General features: G+C 37.5%; 18 protein-coding genes and 1 pseudogene. 2 read left to right on the plus strand and 17 right to left on the minus strand.

What is annotated here, in order from left to right; translation table 11 throughout:
- Positions 1 to 2: 2 nt before the first annotated feature.
- From NMK36_RS19205 to NMK36_RS19220, 4 genes are all read right to left on the minus strand, one after another.
- The gene (locus NMK36_RS19205) at positions 3 to 1,082 is read right to left on the minus strand and encodes a serine kinase (RefSeq protein WP_254174410.1); all 1,080 of its coding nucleotides are present in this window, start codon (positions 1,080 to 1,082) and stop codon (positions 3 to 5) included.
- A gap of 68 nt (positions 1,083 to 1,150) precedes the next feature.
- Positions 1,151 to 1,615, minus strand: a complete 465-nt coding sequence (locus tag NMK36_RS19210) for a PqqD family protein (protein WP_254174411.1) — start codon at positions 1,613 to 1,615, stop codon at positions 1,151 to 1,153.
- A gap of 261 nt (positions 1,616 to 1,876) precedes the next feature.
- The gene (locus tag NMK36_RS19215) at positions 1,877 to 3,109 is read right to left on the minus strand and encodes a nucleotidyltransferase domain-containing protein (protein WP_254174412.1); all 1,233 of its coding nucleotides are present in this window, start codon (positions 3,107 to 3,109) and stop codon (positions 1,877 to 1,879) included.
- 317 nt (positions 3,110 to 3,426) lie between these two features.
- A complete protein-coding gene (locus tag NMK36_RS19220) occupies positions 3,427 to 4,464 on the minus strand; it encodes an IS630 family transposase (protein ID WP_072718165.1) in 1,038 nt (345 codons plus the stop codon).
- Positions 4,465 to 4,530: 66 nt separating this feature from the next.
- Between NMK36_RS19220 and treY the strand changes: the two genes are divergently transcribed.
- A complete protein-coding gene (gene treY, locus NMK36_RS19225) occupies positions 4,531 to 7,311 on the plus strand; it encodes a malto-oligosyltrehalose synthase (protein WP_254175202.1) in 2,781 nt (926 codons plus the stop codon).
- 60 nt (positions 7,312 to 7,371) lie between these two features.
- Here treY and NMK36_RS19230 read toward each other — a convergent pair whose 3' ends face one another.
- The 9 genes and pseudogenes from NMK36_RS19230 to NMK36_RS19270 form a co-directional block, all read right to left on the minus strand.
- A complete protein-coding gene (locus NMK36_RS19230; protein WP_254174413.1) occupies positions 7,372 to 7,839 on the minus strand; it encodes a DUF4351 domain-containing protein in 468 nt (155 codons plus the stop codon).
- Positions 7,840 to 7,916: 77 nt separating this feature from the next.
- Positions 7,917 to 9,206 (minus strand): RNA-guided endonuclease IscB, encoded by a 1,290-nt coding sequence (gene iscB / locus NMK36_RS19235; RefSeq protein ID WP_254174414.1) that lies wholly within the window; start codon positions 9,204 to 9,206, stop codon positions 7,917 to 7,919.
- A gap of 221 nt (positions 9,207 to 9,427) precedes the next feature.
- Positions 9,428 to 9,808, minus strand: coding sequence for a hypothetical protein (locus NMK36_RS19240; RefSeq protein ID WP_367997194.1), 381 nt, complete (start codon positions 9,806 to 9,808; stop codon positions 9,428 to 9,430).
- A 166-nt stretch (positions 9,809 to 9,974) separates the two neighbouring features.
- On the minus strand, positions 9,975 to 13,070 hold the full coding sequence (gene treS, locus NMK36_RS19245) for a maltose alpha-D-glucosyltransferase (protein ID WP_254174415.1): 3,096 nt from the start codon (positions 13,068 to 13,070) through the stop codon (positions 9,975 to 9,977).
- A gap of 26 nt (positions 13,071 to 13,096) precedes the next feature.
- Positions 13,097 to 14,209 carry an IS630 family transposase gene (locus NMK36_RS19250; protein ID WP_254172743.1) on the minus strand — a complete coding sequence of 371 codons (1,113 nt, stop codon included), beginning with the start codon at positions 14,207 to 14,209 and terminating at the stop codon, positions 13,097 to 13,099.
- 62 nt (positions 14,210 to 14,271) lie between these two features.
- Positions 14,272 to 14,484 (minus strand): annotated as a pseudogene (locus NMK36_RS19255) (alpha-amylase family glycosyl hydrolase); the annotation flags it as partial.
- A 205-nt stretch (positions 14,485 to 14,689) separates the two neighbouring features.
- The gene (locus tag NMK36_RS19260) at positions 14,690 to 15,028 is read right to left on the minus strand and encodes a cupin domain-containing protein (RefSeq protein ID WP_072719817.1); all 339 of its coding nucleotides are present in this window, start codon (positions 15,026 to 15,028) and stop codon (positions 14,690 to 14,692) included.
- 50 nt (positions 15,029 to 15,078) lie between these two features.
- Positions 15,079 to 15,285 (minus strand): hypothetical protein, encoded by a 207-nt coding sequence (locus NMK36_RS19265; protein ID WP_072719818.1) that lies wholly within the window; start codon positions 15,283 to 15,285, stop codon positions 15,079 to 15,081.
- Positions 15,286 to 15,313: 28 nt separating this feature from the next.
- Positions 15,314 to 16,483, minus strand: coding sequence for a baeRF3 domain-containing protein (locus NMK36_RS19270; RefSeq protein ID WP_254174417.1), 1,170 nt, complete (start codon positions 16,481 to 16,483; stop codon positions 15,314 to 15,316).
- 361 nt (positions 16,484 to 16,844) lie between these two features.
- On the opposite strand from NMK36_RS19270, the gene NMK36_RS19275 reads away from it, so the two are divergent.
- The gene (locus NMK36_RS19275; protein ID WP_254174418.1) at positions 16,845 to 18,599 is read left to right on the plus strand and encodes a SulP family inorganic anion transporter; all 1,755 of its coding nucleotides are present in this window, start codon (positions 16,845 to 16,847) and stop codon (positions 18,597 to 18,599) included.
- Positions 18,600 to 18,614: 15 nt separating this feature from the next.
- Here the strand turns inward: NMK36_RS19275 and ppk2 are convergent, their stop codons facing one another.
- From ppk2 to NMK36_RS19295, 4 genes are all read right to left on the minus strand, one after another.
- A complete protein-coding gene (gene ppk2 / locus NMK36_RS19280; protein ID WP_254174419.1) occupies positions 18,615 to 19,460 on the minus strand; it encodes a polyphosphate kinase 2 in 846 nt (281 codons plus the stop codon).
- 220 nt (positions 19,461 to 19,680) lie between these two features.
- Positions 19,681 to 20,208, minus strand: coding sequence for a hypothetical protein (locus NMK36_RS19285; RefSeq protein WP_302184696.1), 528 nt, complete (start codon positions 20,206 to 20,208; stop codon positions 19,681 to 19,683).
- A gap of 14 nt (positions 20,209 to 20,222) precedes the next feature.
- The gene (locus tag NMK36_RS19290; protein WP_254172743.1) at positions 20,223 to 21,335 is read right to left on the minus strand and encodes an IS630 family transposase; all 1,113 of its coding nucleotides are present in this window, start codon (positions 21,333 to 21,335) and stop codon (positions 20,223 to 20,225) included.
- Between the two features lie 44 nt (positions 21,336 to 21,379).
- Positions 21,380 to 21,793, minus strand: coding sequence for a hypothetical protein (locus NMK36_RS19295; RefSeq protein ID WP_254174420.1), 414 nt, complete (start codon positions 21,791 to 21,793; stop codon positions 21,380 to 21,382).
- Between the last annotated feature and the right edge of the window lie 19 nt (positions 21,794 to 21,812).

Below are 21,812 nucleotides of genomic sequence, written 5' to 3' on the forward strand. Positions count from 1 at the left end.
GCTTATTGCTTGGTAATGAGGTTGAAAATGACTTGAGGAATTTGTTCTAAATCAGTACCGAGTTCGAGATAATAACAAGGAACTTGTTGCAAGACTTGCATCATAATTTGGCAAGCTTCTTTACCAGAACCTGGTAATTGAATTAGGGTACTGGGGACGAGTGAAGCTAAAGCAGCAGCAGCAGAGGTAGCTGTTAAGGATGTATCTGTTTTTCCCGTAATGCGCGGCATTAAAACTGCACGGATGGGGAATTGTATCAATATTTTTTCGGGGAAATGGTCGTTAATGAAATAAACTGCTTTTTCCTTTGAAAGGCGATCTCGATTACTGATAGCCGTCGCCAAAAAGGGTAATCTGTTCACATCATCGGCATTTTTTTTGCCCGTGTTGTAGATGCTAAATACCGTCGGGGTTGGTTCGGGGGAGATGAGACTGTAATCGTCGCTGGCATAAAAAAGCTCTGAATTCAGGCAAGTTAAAGCGGTTGTCGATTTACCAGAACCTCCTTTTCCGACTAGCAACACGCCACCCGATGGAAGTCCGACAGCACCACCATGAACTAGCTGAATTCCCCGCTTACTCATCCAGACGTTTAAAATTGTCCGTAGAGGAGATCCGCTTTCCCAATAAGGAATCCGCTCGGCGTTTTTAACCCAATAAATTCCCAAATTGCGATCACTATCCAACAGACTTAACACAAATGTACCCCATTGGAAACTGGTGTGAATGCGATCGCTATTGTAACCGTGAATTTCTCCGCGCTTGGAAAGATAATCGTTTTTCTGCCAAGGTGGAGGAGGCATTACGGTATTTGTCGAGGTGCTATCCCACAAACAAATTGTAAGTGCTGGATCAGAAAAAGGTTCTGTTTCTAAGTGTGCTAAAGCCGGAGTTATGTATGGAATTAAGGCACCACCAGCAAACCGCAACCGAATTTTAAACCCTGCTATGCAGTAAAAACGGTCAATACAACCCCCAGCAGAAACCTCAGCTTTTTCATAGAATTCATAAACAGTATTGAAAAAATCTAAAGGGTCTTTCTGAGCAGAATGATCAATATTTTCAAATGTATTTGTAATCATCTGATTTTTGGGACTCAGCGACAATGATTAAAAAATGGGGAGGAAAAACCCTCCCTTTTTTGAAGCAATTAAACTTCAACTTTAGCACTCGGCCAACCGATTTCCTCGTCAACTTCATGGATAGGATCTAAAGCCAGTAGTTCTTCCATATCCGTGTATTTCTGTAAGCTGGGAGGTTCAAATTTTAATTTTTCTAAGTTAGGAAGGGTTGGAGTTGGATCGTTAGGGTTGTTGTGACTGTCTACCCCATCTCCTGTATTGACAACAATTAGTTCTTCCTGTTGTAATTGTTCGATAAAATGATTAACTGCATTTTCAATAACGCTGTGATCACCTTCATAGTGCTGAATGATTTCTGATACAATATCGCCTCTGGAAAGACCTCTAATCAAACCGTCCCAAATATCTGCACCCACTTTAACTAAACTAAAATAATCTCCCTGCTCCAAGTTGACAACAACGACTTCACCATCAATAGTTTCATGAACAACTTTGGGCGTATTGGCATTAAATTTTTCGTCTGGATTCATCATTTTTGCTCTGGTTTTTGGGTGGATAAACTCAGTTGTATTTAACTATCTTTAACCTTACTATAACCTTAGATGAATGTCAAGTTCATTTTCCGTGAATTTGAGATTTGATTCGCAAAAAAGTGTTGTTTATTTTGACTCAATAAAAAAAGCCATAGTGTTACCTTCCTTTAAATATTTAAAGCTTTAAAGGATTAAAATTTCTCTTTTAAGAGGGGAGTAGATGACACCCAAAAACTTTTAGAAAATTGAAACGATGTTCAGTTATTTCTTAACTTTTTTAACAACCTGCTCTATTATTAACCGTAGGGGTCGCAGCAGATAGTAAATAAAAGCGGGAAATTTCGCTAAGGGAAGTACCAACCAATCAGTCGTTGTTGGTGTAATTGCAACCTGGACAAAGTATCGCACCTGATCTTGAAGTCGTTCTCTGACTTTGATATGAAAGCGGGTCGTTGAACCATCTTTAAACGAACTATCGACTTGATAAACAAGCTGTTTGTATACTTGATTAGCTAGGGATTCTACTTCTGGATCGGCTTTTATTTTTTGTAAGATATCCTGGGGTAGAATTGTTCCTAAAAGATGATCAGCAAGGGTTAAACCTAAAAACAACATTCGTTGACCGCCTTTTTCTGTTGCTTTCTCGATTAATTTTGCCCAGTCTAATTGGGGATGAGAGCGAATATATTCAGATAAATCGCAGATGCGAGCCAGTTGTGTCCAACACTCTTTGGTTCCGTGTCCTATAATTGCCAAAACTGTATTTTCTGGCGATAGATTGGGTATTGTTTTCCCCGCAATCACCACTGAATCTAAGTTTTCCCATAACCCCTGATCATCAATAGGAAAAGAAAAATACTGTGGCATAATTCCCCAGTGAAGTTCTACCAATATTTCTTTTTTAGGGTGAAGAAATGGGTAGGCAGCTTCGCGGACAAATTGATAGATTTGATCTGATCGCAAAAACACTTTTTCCTGTTCGAGGGTTAGTTCGACGCGCTCAATTTTCATTTGATATCCCTCAGATAAAAACAGTGCTTTTGATTGTTCAATATCTGAAGTATGAATTAGAATATCTAAATCGCTGAATTGTCGGAGTAGCAAATTCCCATAAGCAGCCGCTGCTAATACAGGCCCTTTAAACGGAAGAAGGGGGATTCCTTGGGTTTCAAACAAATTCAACAATCTGACCAGTTCACCACTCAATAACAGGCTTTTGCGAGTATTAAACTGAAACTCTAGTCGTAACTTTGTCAAAATCGGTTTGGGAACGGCTTCTGGACAAATCCCATTCAGGTTTGAGTACAAAAGCGGCATCACCTTATGGTAATTTGCCATCTCTATCAACTTGACCCAATCTATATTCTCTTGCCGTAGAGTTTTCAATCTCTGCCTGTTTTCTGGGTTTACCTGAGTGTTAGCACAAATTAGCAATACTTCTAGTTCATGCTGAATTCCCACCGATGAAAACCAACGTGGTGATTTTAGTAACATTTGGCTCCAATTGTCTGGCTATCACTCCATTAGTAACTTAAGTTTTGGCTTAACGCAAGTTACCCGTGAAACCTATCGAGATGTTCCCTGGGATTCAGAATATCGCCCCATTTCCTTCACTAGCGCAAAAATTAAAAAAACACAAATCATCTCCAACATAGTCCGCCTGAAAAAATCAAAGAAGATTTGAGATTAATCCGCTAAACACTATTTTCACCCTAGAGATAGATACCTAAGATCAATCATACAAGTTAGAATCAGCCTGATTTTTCCAATTTCATTTCAATAATTATTATGCGAATTCCTCTATAGCAATCCTAAATAGGTTGTGGCAAAATCCCGTACATAAAAAGCTTGGGAAAATCAAAAATTTGCCCCTGAGCAAAAAACTCAAATAGCCACTTAACTACTTTAAAAGATGGGCATAAATGATAGAATTTTCTCACGAAATTTTTGGTTTGTAACCAAATATCTTCAACCGGATTTTGCTCCGGCGCATTAGGAGCAAAATTTACACAAGTAATCCGCCATTCTTCTTCCGATAAATTTTGATTAACTTGAGTTAAGTAATCTCGAAAGTTTTGAGAACAATGATAAGTGGCATTGTCCCAGACTATAGCCAACCTTTTCCCCGGATTTTGCTGTTGTAAATACTGGAGAAAGTCTACGGTATTTTCTGTATTGCCCGCCGCATAACCTTTGATAATAAATTCTTTCGTTTGGTAATCTAAAGCTCCATAATAAGTTTGCCTTTCTTTTTGATTTTTGATGGGAATTTCTATTCTTCGATCCGTCCTTCCCCAAACATACCCTAAAATATCTCCCCAAAGAAGATGACATTCATCAATCATAAACACTGTCAGCTTTCCCGCCCCTATTTCCTCTTTCCAACTCGCTAACTTTTTTTCAATTTCTTCCTTTTTCTCTTGGACTAACTGCTCATTTTTAGCCGGATTCTTTTTTTGGCTTTTTTTCCAACTGATGCGAGCCTCTTCCAGCAAGCTATAATAACTTTGATGGGATTGAAACACGACTCCATACTCCCTTTCTAACAAAACTTGTAAATCAGACAATCTTAACCAATCTCTTTCCCTTAATTCTTCAATAATTTTCTGTTTGTCTTCAGGGCTTAGATAACCTTTCCTTCCTTTATATTGAAGTTTTAAACTGTCTACTCCTTCCACAAGCACCCGATTTTTCCATTGGCTAATAAATCCTTGAGAAACTTGTAATAAGTCTTGAATTTCCCGGTAGGCTTTACCTTGTAATTTGAGTTTGACAGCGATCGCTCTTTTAATTTCTCTAGGATCTTTTGTCTGATTGATAAAATCGTCTATTTCGTCGATTATATTCATTTTCCGTTGCCAGCTTTGGGGGATTATTGCTAACCTTACATTTATTATAACTCATTTGGAAGTGCTATAGCTACCTACCGGATTCAGTTTAATCCCGATTTTAATTTTAATCAGACTAAAGAGATTATTGCTTACTTACAGGAGTTAGGGATTTCTGATTTGTATGCGTCTCCAATTTTTAAAGCTCGAAGCGGAAGCACTCATGGCTATGATGTTGTTGATCCGAATCAATTAAATCCTGAACTAGGAACGCAGGAAGATTTTGATCAATTAATGGAAGAAGTTAAAAATAATGGCATGGGATGGTTACAGGATATTGTTCCCAATCACATGGCTTATGATAGTCAAAATCAATATTTAACAGATATCTTTGAATTTGGTTCTGATTCGGATTATTTAGAATTTTTCGATATTGATTGGAAACATCCTTATAGTGATTTTCAAGGTCGTGTTTTAGCTCCCTTATTAGGAGATTTTTATGGCAATTGTTTAGAGAATGGACAATTAAAAATTTCTTATGGAGAAGCAGGGTTATCCGTTAATTATTATAGTTTAAAGTTTCCCTTAAAAATTGAATCCTATACTTATTTAATCACTCCTCGTTTGAAAGAATTAGAAGAACGATTAGGACGAAGACACCCCAATGTAATTAAACTGTTAGGGGTGCTTTATGTGTTGAAAAATATTCCCCATGAAGAATCCAGTCAAGATCGGCGATCGCAAGCCGTATTTGCAAAAGGATTACTGTGGGAACTGTATCAAGAAAATAGCGATATTCAGAAATTTATTGATGAAAATATTGAATATTTGAATGGAAAAACAGGCGATCCCGAAAGTTTTAATTTCTTAGATCAACTCCTATCTGAACAATTTTTCCGATTATCCTATTGGAAAGTCGGTGCAGAGGAATTGAACTATCGGCGGTTTTTTACAGTTAATGAATTAATTAGCGTTAAAGTTGAGGACGAAAAAGTTTTTAATAAAACCCATGACCTAATTTTTAAATTTGTTAGATCGGGTAAATTTACCGGATTAAGAATTGATCATATTGATGGATTATATAACCCCCTGCAATATTTACAAGGAATTCGAGAAAAAGTCGGAAATGTTTATCTAACTGTTGAGAAAATTTTAGATGTTGAGGAAGAGTTACCGAGTAATTGGCCGATTGAAGGAACTTCAGGTTATGAATTTTTAATTTACTTGAATAGTTTGTTTTGTCAACGCCAAAATGAAGATCGTTTTAGCCAAATTTATCGAGATGTAACGGGTTTAAGTGCTTCCTTTAAACAATTATTAATTGATAAAAAACGCTTAATTGCTGATCGGAACTTAGCAGGAGATGCAGATAATTTAGCAGGATTACTGAAACGAATTGCAGGTCAATATCGTTATGGACGAGACTTTACATTACAGGGGTTACAAACTGCTATTTTAGAGGTATTAGTGCGGTTTCCAGTTTATCGAACTTATATTAATGAAGGTCAAGTCAGTGAAGAAGATCGCTATTATGTTCAGTTTGCAATCCAAGAAGCAAAAGGACAACATCCTGAACTGATTAACGAACTCAATTTAATTCAAAAGTTTTTATTGCTAGAATATGATGACTATTTAAGCGATGAAAATAAACAATTGTGGCTGCATTTTGTCAGGAAGTTTCAACAGTTTTCGGGGCCATTAACAGCTAAGGGCGTGGAAGATACACTGTTTTATGTTTATAACCGTTTTGTTTCTTTAAATGAAGTGGGTGGCGCACCTAATCAATTTGGAATTAGTTCTGATACGTTTCATCAGTTTAATAAAAAACAAGCTAAAAGTTGGCCCCACAAAATGAATGCAACCTCAACCCACGATACAAAACGTAGTGAAGATTTACGCGCCCGATTAAACGTAATTTCCGAGATTCCTGATGAATGGGAAGCACAAGTCAGAACTTGGATCGCGTTAAATCGGGATCATAAAATAGAAACCGAAGGACGGATTATTCCTGATGGAAATGATGAATATTTCTTGTATCAAAATTTAATCGGTTCCTATCCCTTTTATGAAGCAGAATATCCTGAATTTGTAGAACGAGTTAAACAGTTTGCTATTAAAGCCGTAAGAGAAGCAAAAGTTCATACCGCTTGGTTACGTCCTGACTCGGTTTATGAAGAAGGCTTTTTCACTTTTGTTGATAAAATTCTCAACCCTTCGGAGGACAATCAGTTTTTACAAGAGTTCAGAAATTTTCAACAAAAGATAGCTTTTTATGGGATGTTTAATTCCCTCTCTCAAACTTTAATTAAAATCACCAGCCCCGGTTTACCCGATTTTTATCAAGGAACAGAACTTTGGGATTTAAGTTTAGTTGATCCTGATAATCGCCGTCCCGTTGATTATGAAAAACGGATGCAGTTTTTGGAGGAGATTAAACACCGTTCTCAGGAGGATATTTTGTCTTTAATTGAGGAGTTAAAAGCGAGTCCTGAAGATGGACGGATGAAGTTATTTTTAATCTATCAAGGATTAATAATTCGCAAACAATATCTGGAAGTTTATCAACAAGGAACTTATATTCCCTTACAAATAACGGGAGATTATGCTGAACATATTTTAGCCTTTGCTCGAACCTATGGTCAACAAATTATTATTACCGTTGTTCCTCAATTTTTAACGAATTTAGTTGAACCTAAACAATTTCCATTGGGTGAGAATATTTGGAAAGAAACAGCCATTGAAATCCCGGAAGATTGGGAAACAGATTGGAAAAATACCCTAACAAATCAATTAATTAAAGGTAGCCATTCCTTAAAAATTGGTGATATTTTAACGGTGTTTCCTGTAGCTTTATTAACGAGTTCTTAGATAGGCAATATAGTATATAATACGGATACCCGGAGTTTCAAAAAATTGTACCCATTAAGGCTAACGTTGATTCAACCAATTTTCTAAATCTGTTAATTCTGAAAAATCCAGAAGAGCTTCTCCTAAATTCTCTAATTCTTCGACAGATAAGGTCTGAATTTGTTCTTGGATTATAGGCGCGATCGCACCGACTCGTCGAGTCAACTGACGAGTAACAAACGATATCGCCTCCCGTTGTCGCCCTTCCAGGAGACCATCTTCCCGAATTTCTTGGTAAATGACAGACTCGCGCATTGTTTCGCTCCTAAATAATTGTCTGATTAAGTTTTTTTCAAACCTCAAACCCGCGAGAACTTGAGTACAAGCGAGGAGATCGGCTTGTTGATTGGGTTCTTCAATTGTAGCAATCCGATTTGCTATTTGCTCTAGCAATGTTCGGGGTGAGTTGGTTTGAGATAATGTCGCAAAGGGTAACAAACCGGGGACAGATAGCAGTAAATTGGGGTCTTGTTCCCACAGGCGAATCACCAGAAAAATATGGGAAGGTTGGAAGCCTCGTCTATAAGCGAGCGAGGAGGAAAACCGACCCAAGCGGTTTTAACCGCCTAGTATTTTTGAAAGCCATAAGAATAACCATCCTTTTTATGAATTGATTGACAATATTTATAGCTAATTCCTGTTATCCTTCCATTTTGAGTGGAAATATCAAAACTGCCGGATGCGCGACAAAGAACTCGACCCAAGTAGAAACCTACTTTCTTGCCTGCTGTAACGGTGGCTTTGATAATATCGCCAGTCTGAAAGCCTTTGTGAATCTGTATTCGTGAGCGATGTCGCGTTGGAAACCCGTATTTATCTGTACCACACATTTGACGAGTTCCACGTCCTGTTGCCTTAATTAGAATAGGTTGATTTGTCACTAACGTTAAAGACTCGATTTGCCCAACACAAGAAGCATCTATCCAATGAGTTTTAGGTAAATTCAAGCGAGTTCGATTGAACTTCGTCAAACCACCTGAACCCGTTGAAATAGGTAAACCCATTTCTTTTAATTTATTAAATAATACCCACCGAGTTGAATTAACTGCGGTTGCATCTTTAAGAGGTGATTTTGCTTGTTTTAAAATCCGGTTTAGTAAATCAGGTTTACCCGAAAGAAAATCTCGGATATCTCGATTTCCTTTTTCTTGATTGCAATTATGGCAGGCAATGGCAAGGTTGGAAATTCGGTCAGTCCCACCTTTTGATTTCGGGTGAATATGCTCTACTTCAAAGGAGACGTTTTCGACTCCACAGTAAGCGCATTTCCTTTGCCATTTTTCTAACAGGTATTCTCTGACTTCATAACCCTGTAACTCTCCTTGTTTGTACTCAATTCCAGAGATTTCAGGGTTTTCGAGTTTCTGTAAATCAAATCTAATCAACTCTTGAACAATTGAACCAATGGGTGCAAGTCTAATTAACTTGTTCACCCAAGTTAGAGTTGTTTCTACTCGATGTTGAAGACTGGGAGCTAACCATCCTTCTGAGCGTTTTCGATTCAAAAATCGAGGTTGACGATAGCGAGTTTTGCGATTTCTTCGGGAACGACGCAGTAAGCGACGAGACTCAAGACTCGCTTTAATTACTTGTCCCCGATGAGTTAATTCTGCACCCCAAACCACTTTGTCACTTTGATTCAAAGCGATACCAGTTGTTTTAGAACCCGGATCTAATTTAATAGTCATTGGCTCTGGAGTTTCTTTTACTACCTTTCTCAAGATAATTGTGAACGGGAATAGTCGAAACACGACTGCTTTTTTGGCTTTAAGTAACTTCCTTGCTGTTACTGGACGGCAAGGAGATAAAGGTTTTTTATGTTGATCAAGAACAAGAACGTAATTTTGTTTAGACATGGTTTTGTCTCTACTGATTGCTCGTAAAGTTCGCTTCGCCAATGTTATCTAAGCTTGTTGGGCTAACCACACTGTTTTACCCCTCGTAAAACTGTTTAATGGTTAACGATAGAGCCACAAACTAGCGTCGCATTCGTGGGTATCTTGACTCAGATAACGTAGTCAAGTTAAGACTTAGGCTGGTCAACTAACTGAAGTTAGAGGCATGAAGCCCCGTCACTTCAGTGCGGGGTGCTGACTCGGTAGCAGTGTTGGGTGTTGGTGTCTGTATACTCAGATACAAAAGCTTGTTCTGAGGTGGTTTGCTGTAAAAAGAGTACAACTTGATTGACGGAACAAGAGTATTGTCGCTTGAGCCTGACGTAGTAGTCAAGCATTCTGAATGGCAGGGGAGGGTTAGAATAGGACAGGGTTTGAAATTCCAGATGCAGAATTTGGTTATCGGCTTGCAAAAAGGTGAGAGAATCAGCCCGAATTGGTTCTTGAATGAGTTCAGTTTTGAGAACCTGAATGGTGGTAGGTTGTTCAAAGGGGAGCAACCATTGAACAAAAGCATCTGGGAATTTTTCAGCAAGATATTTACAAGTGTTATCGTAAACCAAGGAAGTTCGGTTGGAAAATAGGTGTGAATAGTCTGTGAGAGCAGTGTAACTCTTAGGCACATCTGTCTGACAGGATATTTTAGCAAAATCTGGCAAAAGTATTAATATCAGCCCTATAGAAAGACGCGCCGTGGCCCGTCTCTACGGGGTGTGAAGAATACAGAAATTAACGAACAACGGACACTAATCGTTTCAGAGAAATTTCTAATAATTCGGGGTGATAATCTAAATGATAGCCTAATTGTTGAATGGCTTTTTCTAACAAATAACAATCTAATAAAACGTTAAGTTCTTGTCGTCCTTGGGGTAAAAAATGATCAGAAGATGCTGTTTCTAAATAATGCTTGAGGAAGGCAGCACTGACCCAATTTGACCATAATTGTCCCCACTGTTCCATTAACGGTAAATTTTCCGGGCGAATCATGCCATTGTTGATTTCTTCTCGAAGGGCAAAACGGGTCGCTAAATCAAAAGATTGCAACATTCCAGCGACATCTCGTAGAGGAGAACGTTTCATACGTCGTTCACTTAATGACCGATAGGATTCTCCTTCAAAATCAATAATAATAAAATCTTTCCCCGTATACAATACATCCGTTAAGGAATAGTTTCCATGACATCGAGTTCTCAGAGCAGTAATTTTCAGATTTAATAAGTTTTGGAATCTTCCTAAAATGTAATTTTGATCTCCTAAAATATGTTGAATTATGGGTTTAAGTTCTGGAGGTAATGTTTCCATTCGTTTCTTTAATTTGATCAACACTTGTCCCGTTAAATTGCGAGAATATTGATAGATTGAGCGTTGATAAAAGGTAGAAAAGGGTTCAGGTGCAAAATCAGAATTATCAGGATCACTGGATAGAATAATATGCAATTCTGCGGTACGTTGTCCTAAAAGTTCCGCGTTCCTGAAGTAGGAACCAATGAGTAATAAAATGTCTTCAGAGATGGGGTGTTGATAGAGGTCAAATAAAGAACGGGTTGGCAATAAAACCTCTAAGTCTTGATTAGGTTGTAAGATTACTCGATCAAAGTAATCTCGTAAACTATCTAAGGTATAATTCCAAGCATTAATCGCATCGGGAATATACTCTTGTAACACTCCAAATGTGATCGATTCTCCTCGATGACGATGATATTCTAATCCACCGATTAAAGGAGTTGTATATTCTAAATGTTGTTTTTGTTCTAAAAAGGAACGAACTTCTAACTCTGGATTAATCCCATCTTCGACTCGACGGAAGAGTTTAAATAAAAAGCGATCACCATACACAACAAAGGAATTATCAAACTCTCCTTTTAACAAATGGGGGTCTAATCGTTGTTTTAAATCCTGGTGTTTTAACGCTGCGGTTGTCGTACCAACTAAATTACCAAATTGACCGGAATAACGATCAGAATTGATAATCATTTCTAAAGGTAAACTTAAGAATTCAATATCTTGTCCGACCTCTAATAAAATTCCGGTTTCTCCAGAAACTTCTACGGTTGCTAAAATGAATTGTGGCGTTTCTTTTTTAACCTTTTCTGCAAGTTCTTCCTTCAGAAAAACTAAAGGTAATAAATAGGTTTCAGGAAATCCTTCTGTATATTCCGTTTGCAATAAAATTATAATCCCTTGGCTATCTTTATACGGAATTGGAATTGCTTCTGTAATCTTGACAGATTGGAGAATTCGGGATTTTCCCATAAACCAGTGAAAACGATAGAGATATTCGGGTAAAATTGATTCTAATCGGGTTCTTAAAGTCGGTTGGGTTAAGATTTCTTGCCAGTTATTTTGAACAACAAAAATGGGGAGTTGAGTTTGAGGTCGAGGAAGTAAAGCGACTTTTGGATCAAATTGAAGCATAAACCAGTAAAATCCATAGGGAGATAAACTCATAAAATAAGAATTTTCCCCAATTTTAGGAAATTCTGTCCGGCCAAAAATTTCAACGGGAACCATCCCTTTAAAGGGGGACAAATCTAAATGAACGGATTGCACAAATCGAGATAAATTAGCAACAATTAAAAGATGTTCTCCCTGGTAAGTGCGGGTAAACGCTAAGACTTTGCGGTTTTCAAAATGTAATAATTCAAAGGTTCCTCGTCCAAAAGCTTGAAACCGTTTTCGCATCGTAATAATGCGTTTCATCCAAGATAATAAAGAATTAGGATTGCTACTTTGGGATTCAACATTAAGGGCTTCATAATTATATTCAGATTCAAAAATTAAGGGTAAATATAGTTTTTGAGGATTGGCTCGACTAAATCCAGCATTGCGATCTGGACTCCATTGCATCGGGGTTCTAACTCCGTTGCGATCGCCGATATAAATATTATCTCCCATACCAATTTCATCCCCATAATATAACACCGGAGTTCCGGGTAATGAAAGTAATAAACTATTCATTAATTCAATTTGGCGGCGATCATTTCCGAGTAAGGGTGCAAGGCGACGTCGAATTCCTAAATTAATTCGAGCTTGGGGATCTTGGGCATAAACTTTATACATATAATCTCGATCTTCATCTGTCACCATTTCTAAGGTTAATTCATCATGATTTCTGAGAAATAATGCCCATTGACAGTTATCAGGAATGGCAGGAGTTTGATTTAAAATATCAATAATGGGGAAACTATCTTCCATCCGTAATGCCATAAATAATCGAGGCATTAAAGGAAAATGAAAATTTAAGTGACATTCATTGCCTTCCCCATAATAAGCCGCAGCATCTTCTGGCCATTGATTAGCTTCAGCTAAGAAAATTCGGTTACTATAATTAGCGTCTAAATAAGTTCGTAATTGTTTTAATAATTGATGGGTTTCGGGTAAGTTTTCACAGTTGGTTCCTTCTCGTTCAAAAATATAGGGAATGGCATCCAGCCGCATTCCATCAACGCCCATTCCCATCCAAAAATCTAACACTTCTAAAACCGCTTTGATCACTTCAGGATTATCATAATTCAAATCCGGTTGATGGGAATAAAACCGATGCCAATAATAAGCCTTGGCTAAGCTATCCCAAGCCCAATTTGAAGTTTCAAAATCTTTAAAAATAATTCTAACTTCAGAATATTGATCCGGGCTATCACTCCAGACATAAAAATCCCGTTCTTTACTGCCTTTGGGGGCTCGTCTTGCCCGTTGAAACCAAGGATGTTGATCAGAAGTATGATTAATCACTAATTCAACAATGACTCGAATTCCCCGCTCATGAGCCGCATCTAAAAAGGTTTTAAAATCTTCTAAATTCCCATATATTGAATTAATATTCATATAGTCGGCAATAAGCTGTTGTGTATTTAAACTGTGATTATAGCATTACCTTTGTTTTTAAGTTTACGTCCCCATTTAATAGATAACTGTCCTTCATTTAAAAGCTGATGTAATAAACACTCTAGCTCATCAACTGATTTAAAGAGTCGATGAGCTATATATTCTTTAGCTGAATGCCAGACTAATTCAATTAAATTATAATCTGGACTATATGCTGGAAGAAATTCTAAATAGACATTCGGCATTTCTGCTTTAATTTTTTCTAGGTACTCTTCTTTTTTGTGAAAACTTGCATTGTCAAGAATAATCAGGATCTTAGCTCCTTTTTCTACAAATTCTTCTGCTTGATTTCCCGCTAATACCCATTCATAAATTAGCTCTTGATAAAAACTTTTTAACACTTGATAAAAATTATCTGCATTTCCTTTATCCAGAAATTCTACAAATCTTTTTTTATCCGAGTACCTCAATCCTCCCATCACATTAACTCTTCCTTTCCTCCTGTCTCCTCTAATCTGTTTCCTCTTCCCTTTTTTACACCAATTCTTTCTTTTTATCACTCTTAAATTAAATCCACTTTCATCCCAAAACCATACCTGTAATTGTTCTGGACTTTCTTTTGCTATTTTCAAATATTCTTCTATTTTATCTTTAAATAATTTTCTTTTTTCTGGATCTCTTTTCTCTTCTAAGCTATACTTTGCCCACAAATAAACATACTTTTTTTCCTTTAATATCTTTCTCACTTGTGAACTACTTAATTTGATTCCTGTGATTTGTTCTAAATAAGTTGCCAATCTTTCTCCTGTCCATCTCCCAAATTCATATCCTAATTCTTCCGGTTCTTTTTCTACTGTTTCTAATAATATCTCTATATATTTGTCTGTGGCTTTTCTATAATTTCCTTTCATTCTTTCATCTTTTAGGCTTTCTAATTTGTCAGGGTCTCCATGTACACACCAATAACATACTTTGTTTAATGAGCAGCCCAAAAACTTGGCAATTTCACTTTGCTTTTTACCATCATTTAGCAATAATAAAATCAAGATTCTTTCTCGGATTTGTCCATTTTCTTCCTCTTTCAATCTTTTCTGTAGTTTCTCTACTTGCTTTTCATTTAAATGATTTTTAGCAGGCATCTTTTGATTGATTTTTCTAAACTTGGTTTTTCATTATACCCTATTTAGATGCTTAACAGCTTATCATAACCATCATCTCGTAAGGGCGAGGGAAAAAAGGGAAGAATCCATAATGCTGTCACCCCTAAATCCTGTAAATAATCTAATTTTTCGGTTAATCCAATAAAGTCTCCAATTCCATCTTCGTTACTATCGGCAAATGCCCGAACTGGCACTTCATAAATAATGGCATCTTTAAACCATAAGGGATCGTTAGACAGTTTATTGTGTGGCATTTGTTTAATTAAATAAGGGTTTAATTTATTCTTTTAATAGAAGAACAAGATTTTGTGATTTTAGTCTAAAATTAATCATAAGGGAAGTCATCAGCCTTTAGGGAGAACTTAACAAACCTATCAAAATTTACACAGCTTAAATTTATCCCCTCCTCTGAAAAGAGAAGGGAATAGAACGTTAGCTTCGGTTACGATTTAGCCTGTTTTATTCATCTCTTCCATGTACTTCAGCCAGAGGAGATGTAGCTTCAACTGCGGTAAAAGGTTCGAGAATTTTATAAGCGTGATTCGACCCTTGGGGAACCACCCAAGAACTACCCGTTTCTAACAAAATGATTTGTCCTTCTAAATGCAGTTCAGCACGTCCTTGAATCACATAACCAACGGTTTCATAATTCCGTTTGGTTTCGGGTTTAAGTTCTCCAGGTTGCTCTTCCTCCCACAGTCGCATTGAGAGTTTTACCCCCGATGCTAAATATTTTTGTCCTATCTTTCCGGTGGGTGAAGATTGAGAATTGACTTTAACTACAGTTGTATCTGTCATGATTTTTCCTATCAGAAATGTTCAAAATGGTACAAGTGATCATCGATTTTCTAAGCTTCTTCTAACGCTTGTCCGACTGAATTTCCCATATTTTCTTCTATCCGTCGATTTCCCTCTTCACTGCGTTGAAGAATACGGTCTTGATCTTCAGGAAAACTGGAACCTGATTCGGGTTGAACAGATTGATCTGATTCATGTTTAGTATGTCTTAATTCAGAATCAACAGTTGAACTGAGATCAGGATTTTGATTCGTCATGATTAAAATCTCCTAAATTAATTTAAAATTAATAGCGAAATACTGCGGCTAATCTTGCTTCATCAGGAACAGAATCTGGAGGAACTGCATAAACAATGCCACCATTTAATAAGGTTTGAACAGCCGCTAAATTTAACAAATCATCATCCCCTGGTTCAGCTTCGGGATGAACGTTTAACTCATTAGCTTGGGGATCAAAATTTCCCCATTCTTGAACACCCACCGCTACAAATAATCGTTCAACTCGTCCGTAATACGCGGCGGATATAGTTTCTTGCAAATCCGTTGAGGTTTTTCCGGTTCCGATTAAATTATGATAATCTTCGATAGCCGCTTCTTGTTCCTGAGTATAATAAGGTTCAATCAGGGGCAAAACTTTCTCATGAAATTCCCCAGGTTTGACCACTCCTATATTATCAACTGGAAGAATATCTTCCACTAAATGGGGATAAGTATTAGCTTCCTTATAAAGGGGAAAAAGATACTCTACTCCTGCAATAATTAAAGGTGCTGTTTTCCCGTTTAAATATTTATGTAATCCTTGATCAACGAGATGGAAAAATTGTAAAATTCTTTCCTGGGGTTTATCCCGATCTGGGCTACCTTGACCATGATAACTTCCGGCTTCAGGAACAGGATTACCCGTTCCGCCTTTGGAGGTACTAATGCGGAATTGACCTGCTTTGGCGGTTTCATCATAGAGAAGTGCATCATCCATATTGGTGGGCACATCTTCTAATTCGATTTCATGGATATTATAACGGCTGCCTTCAAAGAATCGAATTTGTTGTTGACTTAACGCTAATAAATAAAAGGTTCCATCCCCGCTTAATAAGGGCATTAAGGGTTTAAGATGGAAGCGATCGCCGACACTAACAAATTCATTAAATTTCAAGGGTAAGCAGTAATATTTTAAGAAATCCTGAGCTATAAAAACGGCTAATCCCTCATCTTGAGATTGCCAAAAATCATCAATATCCAAATCCATTGCAGGTTTTAAAAATGCTCTAGCTTCTGTTGTATTGAGATCATATTTTTCCTGGAGTAAGGCTTCAGCTTGCTTAATGAGATTTTTAAACCGAGTCGGATTTTGTTGAACTTCGGTTCCGGCTCGATAAGTCGGCATATAGAGGGAAACACAGGAGCTTTCTGACTGATCAACTAAGGCTTTAAGTTCATCAACTGATAATAGGCTCATACTCTTGATCCATTTTTAGATTGAAAAAAATTGAAATCCTATAACATTCAACTTTGACAAAATTAAACGTCTTATTTTTGATCACTTTAAAGGTTTCAATTTTAAGCTTCATCTTCCTAAAGTTAGGATTATTCCTAACAAATTCATCTATTCTAAACTGACGCACTTAATAAAAATACGTTTTTTTGTATTCAAACTAATTTCAATAAAACTAATTTTTGGGTTGTGTTTCCACTCGGCTATTATCTGCTGTTGTTGAATGGGTAACGAAGTAATACTAAAACTGCTATCACAATGATTGCAGCGTATTCTGGGGATAGACTTACAATCTTTTAATTATTGTCCTCAACAAAAAAAAGATATGAAGCATTTTCGCCTATCGTCCCCACTTGCCCAAATTTTCCCCATTTTGACCTGGTTACCCCATTATCAACGGGATTGGTTACGGGCGGATCTGATTGCTGGGTTAACGGTTTGGGCGGTCATGATCCCACAAGCAATGGCCTATGCAGGAATTGCCGGAGTACCTCCTTTAATCGGGCTTTACGCAGTCCCCTTTCCTCTATTTTTATACGCCATCTTGGGAACTTCTCGGTTAATGGTCATCGGGCCAGACTCAGCGACCGCTTTAATTTCTGGTGTAACGGTATCGGCTTTAGTGGCGTCGGGTTCTCAAGATTATTTGGTATTGACCTCGGCGATGGCTATCATCGTGGGCTGTTGTTTTCTGCTGTTTGGTAGTTTAAAAATGGGCTGGGTCGCAGACTTTATCCCAACACCTGTAATGAAGGCATTTGTTCAAGGCTTAGTTTGGGTAACGATTGTGGGGCAAATTCCTAAACTTTTGGGTCTGCATTCGATCTCAGGTAATTTTTTACAAAAGTTAATGCAGATTTTGGAACAATTGCCCCAACTTCATCCCCTAACGGCATTGATAGGTGTCTTGAGTTTGGTGCTGCTCTTTGTTCTCAAAACCTTTGTTCCCCAAATTCCCTCTGCTTTAACAACAGTTATCCTTTCCAGCCTGGGAGTAACAATCTTTCATTTAGGGGAAAAGGGTTTGGATCTCATTGGTGCAGTTGAGACAGGTCTTCCCCATCTCAGTTTCCCTTTAGTTTCCTTAACTCAACTGAACGCTTTACTACCGGGTGCTTTAGCGATTGTCCTTTTGGGCTATGCCGAATCCCTCGGTGCAGCGAAGACAGCAGCAGAAAAAACGGGCGAAGACATTGATCCCAATCAGGAATTAATCAGTCTAGGGCCAGCTAATATTGCTGCGGGGTTGAGTTCTGGCTTTATTGTGATGGGCAGCCTCTCAAAAACCTGGGTTGCTGTTGCTGCGGGGGGAAAAACTCAGTTATCATCTTTAATTCAAGGGATTTTGGTGTTATTAACCCTATTATTTTTATTGCCTCTGTTTCAGAATCTTTCCCATACCACCCTAGCCGCGATTGTAATTGATGTGATGCTCGGTCTGGTGAATTTGAGCTACTTTAAACAGTTACGTTACATTAATCAATATGAATTTGCGATCGCTCTATTGGCTTTTACCGGAGTCTTAATCTTCGGGGTACTTCAAGGTATTAGTTTAGGAGTGATTACATCAATTATTTTTCTCATCTATCGAGCCAGCCATCCCCACACCGACGTTCTAGGACGCATCCCCGAAACTCAGATGTATCGGGATATCAACCTTCACCCCGAAGCGATTATAATTCCTGGGTTATTAATTTTCCGCTTTAGTAACAACTTAATTTTTGCCAACGCTAACTATTTTCGCACGGAACTCAAGCAGAAGATTCGGCAAGCCTCGACACCGACTCAAATGGTACTGATTGATGCTGAAACGATTAATTTGATTGATAGTACAGCCTTGGAAATGTTGCGTAAATTACGGGTAGAACTTATGAAGGATAATATTGTTTTAGCTTGGGCTCGGTTGCGTGATCCCCTGTATCAGAGGATGTATCGGGCAGGATTAATAGAGGAAATCGGCGAGCACAATTTTTATGAACGGATTACCGATGGAGTCTCGGAATTTACACGCCAATCTTCATCAACCTTACCCAATCATCCAACAACGGATAGTATTGATACTAATCCTGAGATTAACTAAAAAATGGCAGCAAATTTAATATTGCTCCGTAATCCAGCGTCGATTGCTCATCGAAGCCTCATCATCGTAGCTGTGTTTCATTGAGCGCTCAGGAAGCTTAACCTTTTCATGGGGAACGGGTTCGTAGGGAAACAAGTTTAGAAAATGAGACAGACAGTTAAGACGGGCTCGTTTTTTATCATCAGAATGAATAATATACCAGGGAGCCCAAGGGGTATCGGTGGCATCTAGCATCATGTCCCTGGCTTTGGAATATTCATACCAGCGTTCACGGGAGGGTAAATCCATAGCGGATAACTTCCATTGACGCAGGGGGTCATTAATCCGAGCTTCAAATCGCCGTTTTTGTTCTTCGTTGCTGACTTCCAGCCAATATTTAACCAGCTTAATCCCACTATCGACAATGTATTGCTCAAATGTTGGACAAACTTTGAGAAAATCCCGATGTTGTTCTTTGGTACAAAAACCCATGACATATTCCACACCCATTCGGTTATACCAACTCCGGTCAAAAATAATGACTTCCCCCGCAGCCGGAAAATGGGTGAGGTAGCGTTGAATATACATCTGAGTTTTTTCTCGTTCAGTGGGAGCAGGTAAAGCTACAGTACGGAAGACTCGTGGACTCACCCGTTCAGTCAGGGCGCGAATTGTTCCACCTTTACCCGCCGCATCGCGACCTTCAAAAACGACAATAACTCTTTCCCCTGTATATTTGATCCAATTCTGAAGCAAACAAAGCTCGGTTTGGAGTTTGCGTAATTCATGAGTGTATTCTTTTCCCGATAGCTTTGGTTTAGTGCTATTGAGAGGTTCAACTGGATGAATTTCGGTCTGTTTTTTCTCTTTGTGCTTGCCCATTAGATTCTCCTGGTTTTTGTTAATTTAGCTGAAATATTCTTCCTGTAAGGGTTTAAAGTTATTTTTGTCTAATTTCCACGATTAATTAATTTTAATTTTACTCAAGATATTAATTTCTTTTCTATTATTTTTTACCCCACGACATTAGCCCATGTCAAGTTTAAAGGGCAATACAGCCCTTTTATATGCGGTAGTAGTAACTCTCTGACCGTTACCTATTTTAACATCTCACAATACTTCTGGAATCCAGCCAATTTGTGCGGAGTTGCGCGATCGCTAATTCTTTTTGTTTGGCTTCCACTTCAATCCAAGGAACGGTTTTATAACAATCGGGCATTAAATGAATATAATCGCTATGTTTTGGATCGGCAAAAGATTTATCTCCATTAGAAATATGAACCAGTTGCCATTCAGGAATTGTCCACGTTTTTTGAGCTTCTGCTAACATTAAGGCAACACTGGGATGATCATAACTCTCTAACTGTTCATGAATCACATGATGATGAGCATCAAAAACCATTGGAATTTGAGCAGCGTGGCACACTTCTAAAATATCTTCAGAACTATAGGCATATTCATCATTTTCTAAGGTTAAACGCAGCCGAATTTCATCGGGTAAATTTTGAATGACTTGAATTAATCGTTGAGCGCGATCGCCTTTTCCTCCATGAATATTCATCAGTGACCAAGGCGATCTCGGCAACCCTAATAAATCCAAAATCAGAGCATGGGTTTTTAGAATTTTAATAAGCTGTTGTGTATTTAAACTGTGATTATAGCATTACCTTTGTTTTTAAGTTTACGTCCCCATTTAATAGATAACTGTCCTTCATTTAAAAGCTGATGTAATAAACACTCTAGCTCATCAACTGATTTAAAGAGTCGATGAGCTATATATTCTTTAGCTGAATGCCAGACTAATTCAATTAAATTATAATCTGGACTATATGCTGGAAGAAATTCTAAATAGACATTCGGCATTTCTGCTTTAATTTTTTCTAGGTACTCTTCTTTTTTGTGAAAACTTGCATTGTCAAGAATAATCAGGATCTTAGCTCCTTTTTCTACAAATTCTTCTGCTTGATTTCCCGCTAATACCCATTCATAAATTAGCTCTTGATAAAAACTTTTTAACACTTGATAAAAATTATCTGCATTTCCTTTATCCAGAAATTCTACAAATCTTTTTTTATCCGAGTACCTCAATCCTCCCATCACATTAACTCTTCCTTTCCTCCTGTCTCCTCTAATCTGTTTCCTCTTCCCTTTTTTACACCAATTCTTTCTTTTTATCACTCTTAAATTAAATCCACTTTCATCCCAAAACCATACCTGTAATTGTTCTGGACTTTCTTTTGCTATTTTCAAATATTCTTCTATTTTATCTTTAAATAATTTTCTTTTTTCTGGATCTCTTTTCTCTTCTAAGCTATACTTTGCCCACAAATAAACATACTTTTTTTCCTTTAATATCTTTCTCACTTGTGAACTACTTAATTTGATTCCTGTGATTTGTTCTAAATAAGTTGCCAATCTTTCTCCTGTCCATCTCCCAAATTCATATCCTAATTCTTCCGGTTCTTTTTCTACTGTTTCTAATAATATCTCTATATATTTGTCTGTGGCTTTTCTATAATTTCCTTTCATTCTTTCATCTTTTAGGCTTTCTAATTTGTCAGGGTCTCCATGTACACACCAATAACATACTTTGTTTAATGAGCAGCCCAAAAACTTGGCAATTTCACTTTGCTTTTTACCATCATTTAGCAATAATAAAATCAAGATTCTTTCTCGGATTTGTCCATTTTCTTCCTCTTTCAATCTTTTCTGTAGTTTCTCTACTTGCTTTTCATTTAAATGATTTTTAGCAGGCATCTTTTGATTGATTTTTCTAAACTTGGTTTTTCATTATACCCTATTTAGATGCTTAACAGCTTACTATTTTCAATCACTTCTGGACGGTCTGAACTTAAAACGACAAACTGATCGGGATGTAAAACCAAACGCAGTCCTAACAAGTGTGCCTGTTTTCCAATTAACTCCATTTCCTCGGCTAATTCCATTAAAATAGCCATTCCAATGGGTTCATCTGCAAAGGGAAATAAAGCGGAACTTAATCGATATAAATGGATGTTTTCACGGGTACAAAACTCAACAGCTTTATTTAAACGCTTCAGATTTTCGGTATAAAGCGTTCTCAACGTTTGCTCTTGTTCTGGAATCGTTAATTGTAATAATCGTTTTCGGGTTAATGCTCGAAATCTTACTTCTTGAGAAGCCGTAATACAAACTAATCCTAATTCAGGAACTTGGGTTGAGTTTTGAGTATTCATTCAGCAGTTATAGCACTAC

The organism is Planktothrix pseudagardhii (genome assembly GCF_904830925.1).
GTDB classification, from domain to species: domain Bacteria; phylum Cyanobacteriota; class Cyanobacteriia; order Cyanobacteriales; family Microcoleaceae; genus Planktothrix; species Planktothrix tepida.

Excerpts from the sequence above, each read along its gene's own strand:
- NMK36_RS19205 (WP_254174410.1), bottom strand. The coding sequence starts at position 1,082 with ATGATTACAAATACATTTGAAAATATTGATCATTCTGCTCAGAAAGAC.
- NMK36_RS19210 (WP_254174411.1), bottom strand. The coding sequence starts at position 1,615 with ATGATGAATCCAGACGAAAAATTTAATGCCAATACGCCCAAAGTTGTT.
- NMK36_RS19215 (WP_254174412.1), bottom strand. The coding sequence starts at position 3,109 with ATGTTACTAAAATCACCACGTTGGTTTTCATCGGTGGGAATTCAGCAT.
- NMK36_RS19220 (WP_072718165.1), bottom strand. The coding sequence starts at position 4,464 with ATGAATATAATCGACGAAATAGACGATTTTATCAATCAGACAAAAGAT.
- iscB (WP_254174414.1), bottom strand. The coding sequence starts at position 9,206 with ATGTCTAAACAAAATTACGTTCTTGTTCTTGATCAACATAAAAAACCT.
- treS (WP_254174415.1), bottom strand. The coding sequence starts at position 13,070 with ATGAATATTAATTCAATATATGGGAATTTAGAAGATTTTAAAACCTTT.
- NMK36_RS19250 (WP_254172743.1), bottom strand. The coding sequence starts at position 14,209 with ATGCCTGCTAAAAATCATTTAAATGAAAAGCAAGTAGAGAAACTACAG.
- NMK36_RS19260 (WP_072719817.1), bottom strand. The coding sequence starts at position 15,028 with ATGACAGATACAACTGTAGTTAAAGTCAATTCTCAATCTTCACCCACC.
- NMK36_RS19265 (WP_072719818.1), bottom strand. The coding sequence starts at position 15,285 with ATGACGAATCAAAATCCTGATCTCAGTTCAACTGTTGATTCTGAATTA.
- NMK36_RS19270 (WP_254174417.1), bottom strand. The coding sequence starts at position 16,483 with ATGAGCCTATTATCAGTTGATGAACTTAAAGCCTTAGTTGATCAGTCA.
- NMK36_RS19275 (WP_254174418.1), top strand. The coding sequence starts at position 16,845 with ATGAAGCATTTTCGCCTATCGTCCCCACTTGCCCAAATTTTCCCCATT.
- ppk2 (WP_254174419.1), bottom strand. The coding sequence starts at position 19,460 with ATGGGCAAGCACAAAGAGAAAAAACAGACCGAAATTCATCCAGTTGAA.
- NMK36_RS19290 (WP_254172743.1), bottom strand. The coding sequence starts at position 21,335 with ATGCCTGCTAAAAATCATTTAAATGAAAAGCAAGTAGAGAAACTACAG.
- NMK36_RS19295 (WP_254174420.1), bottom strand. The coding sequence starts at position 21,793 with ATGAATACTCAAAACTCAACCCAAGTTCCTGAATTAGGATTAGTTTGT.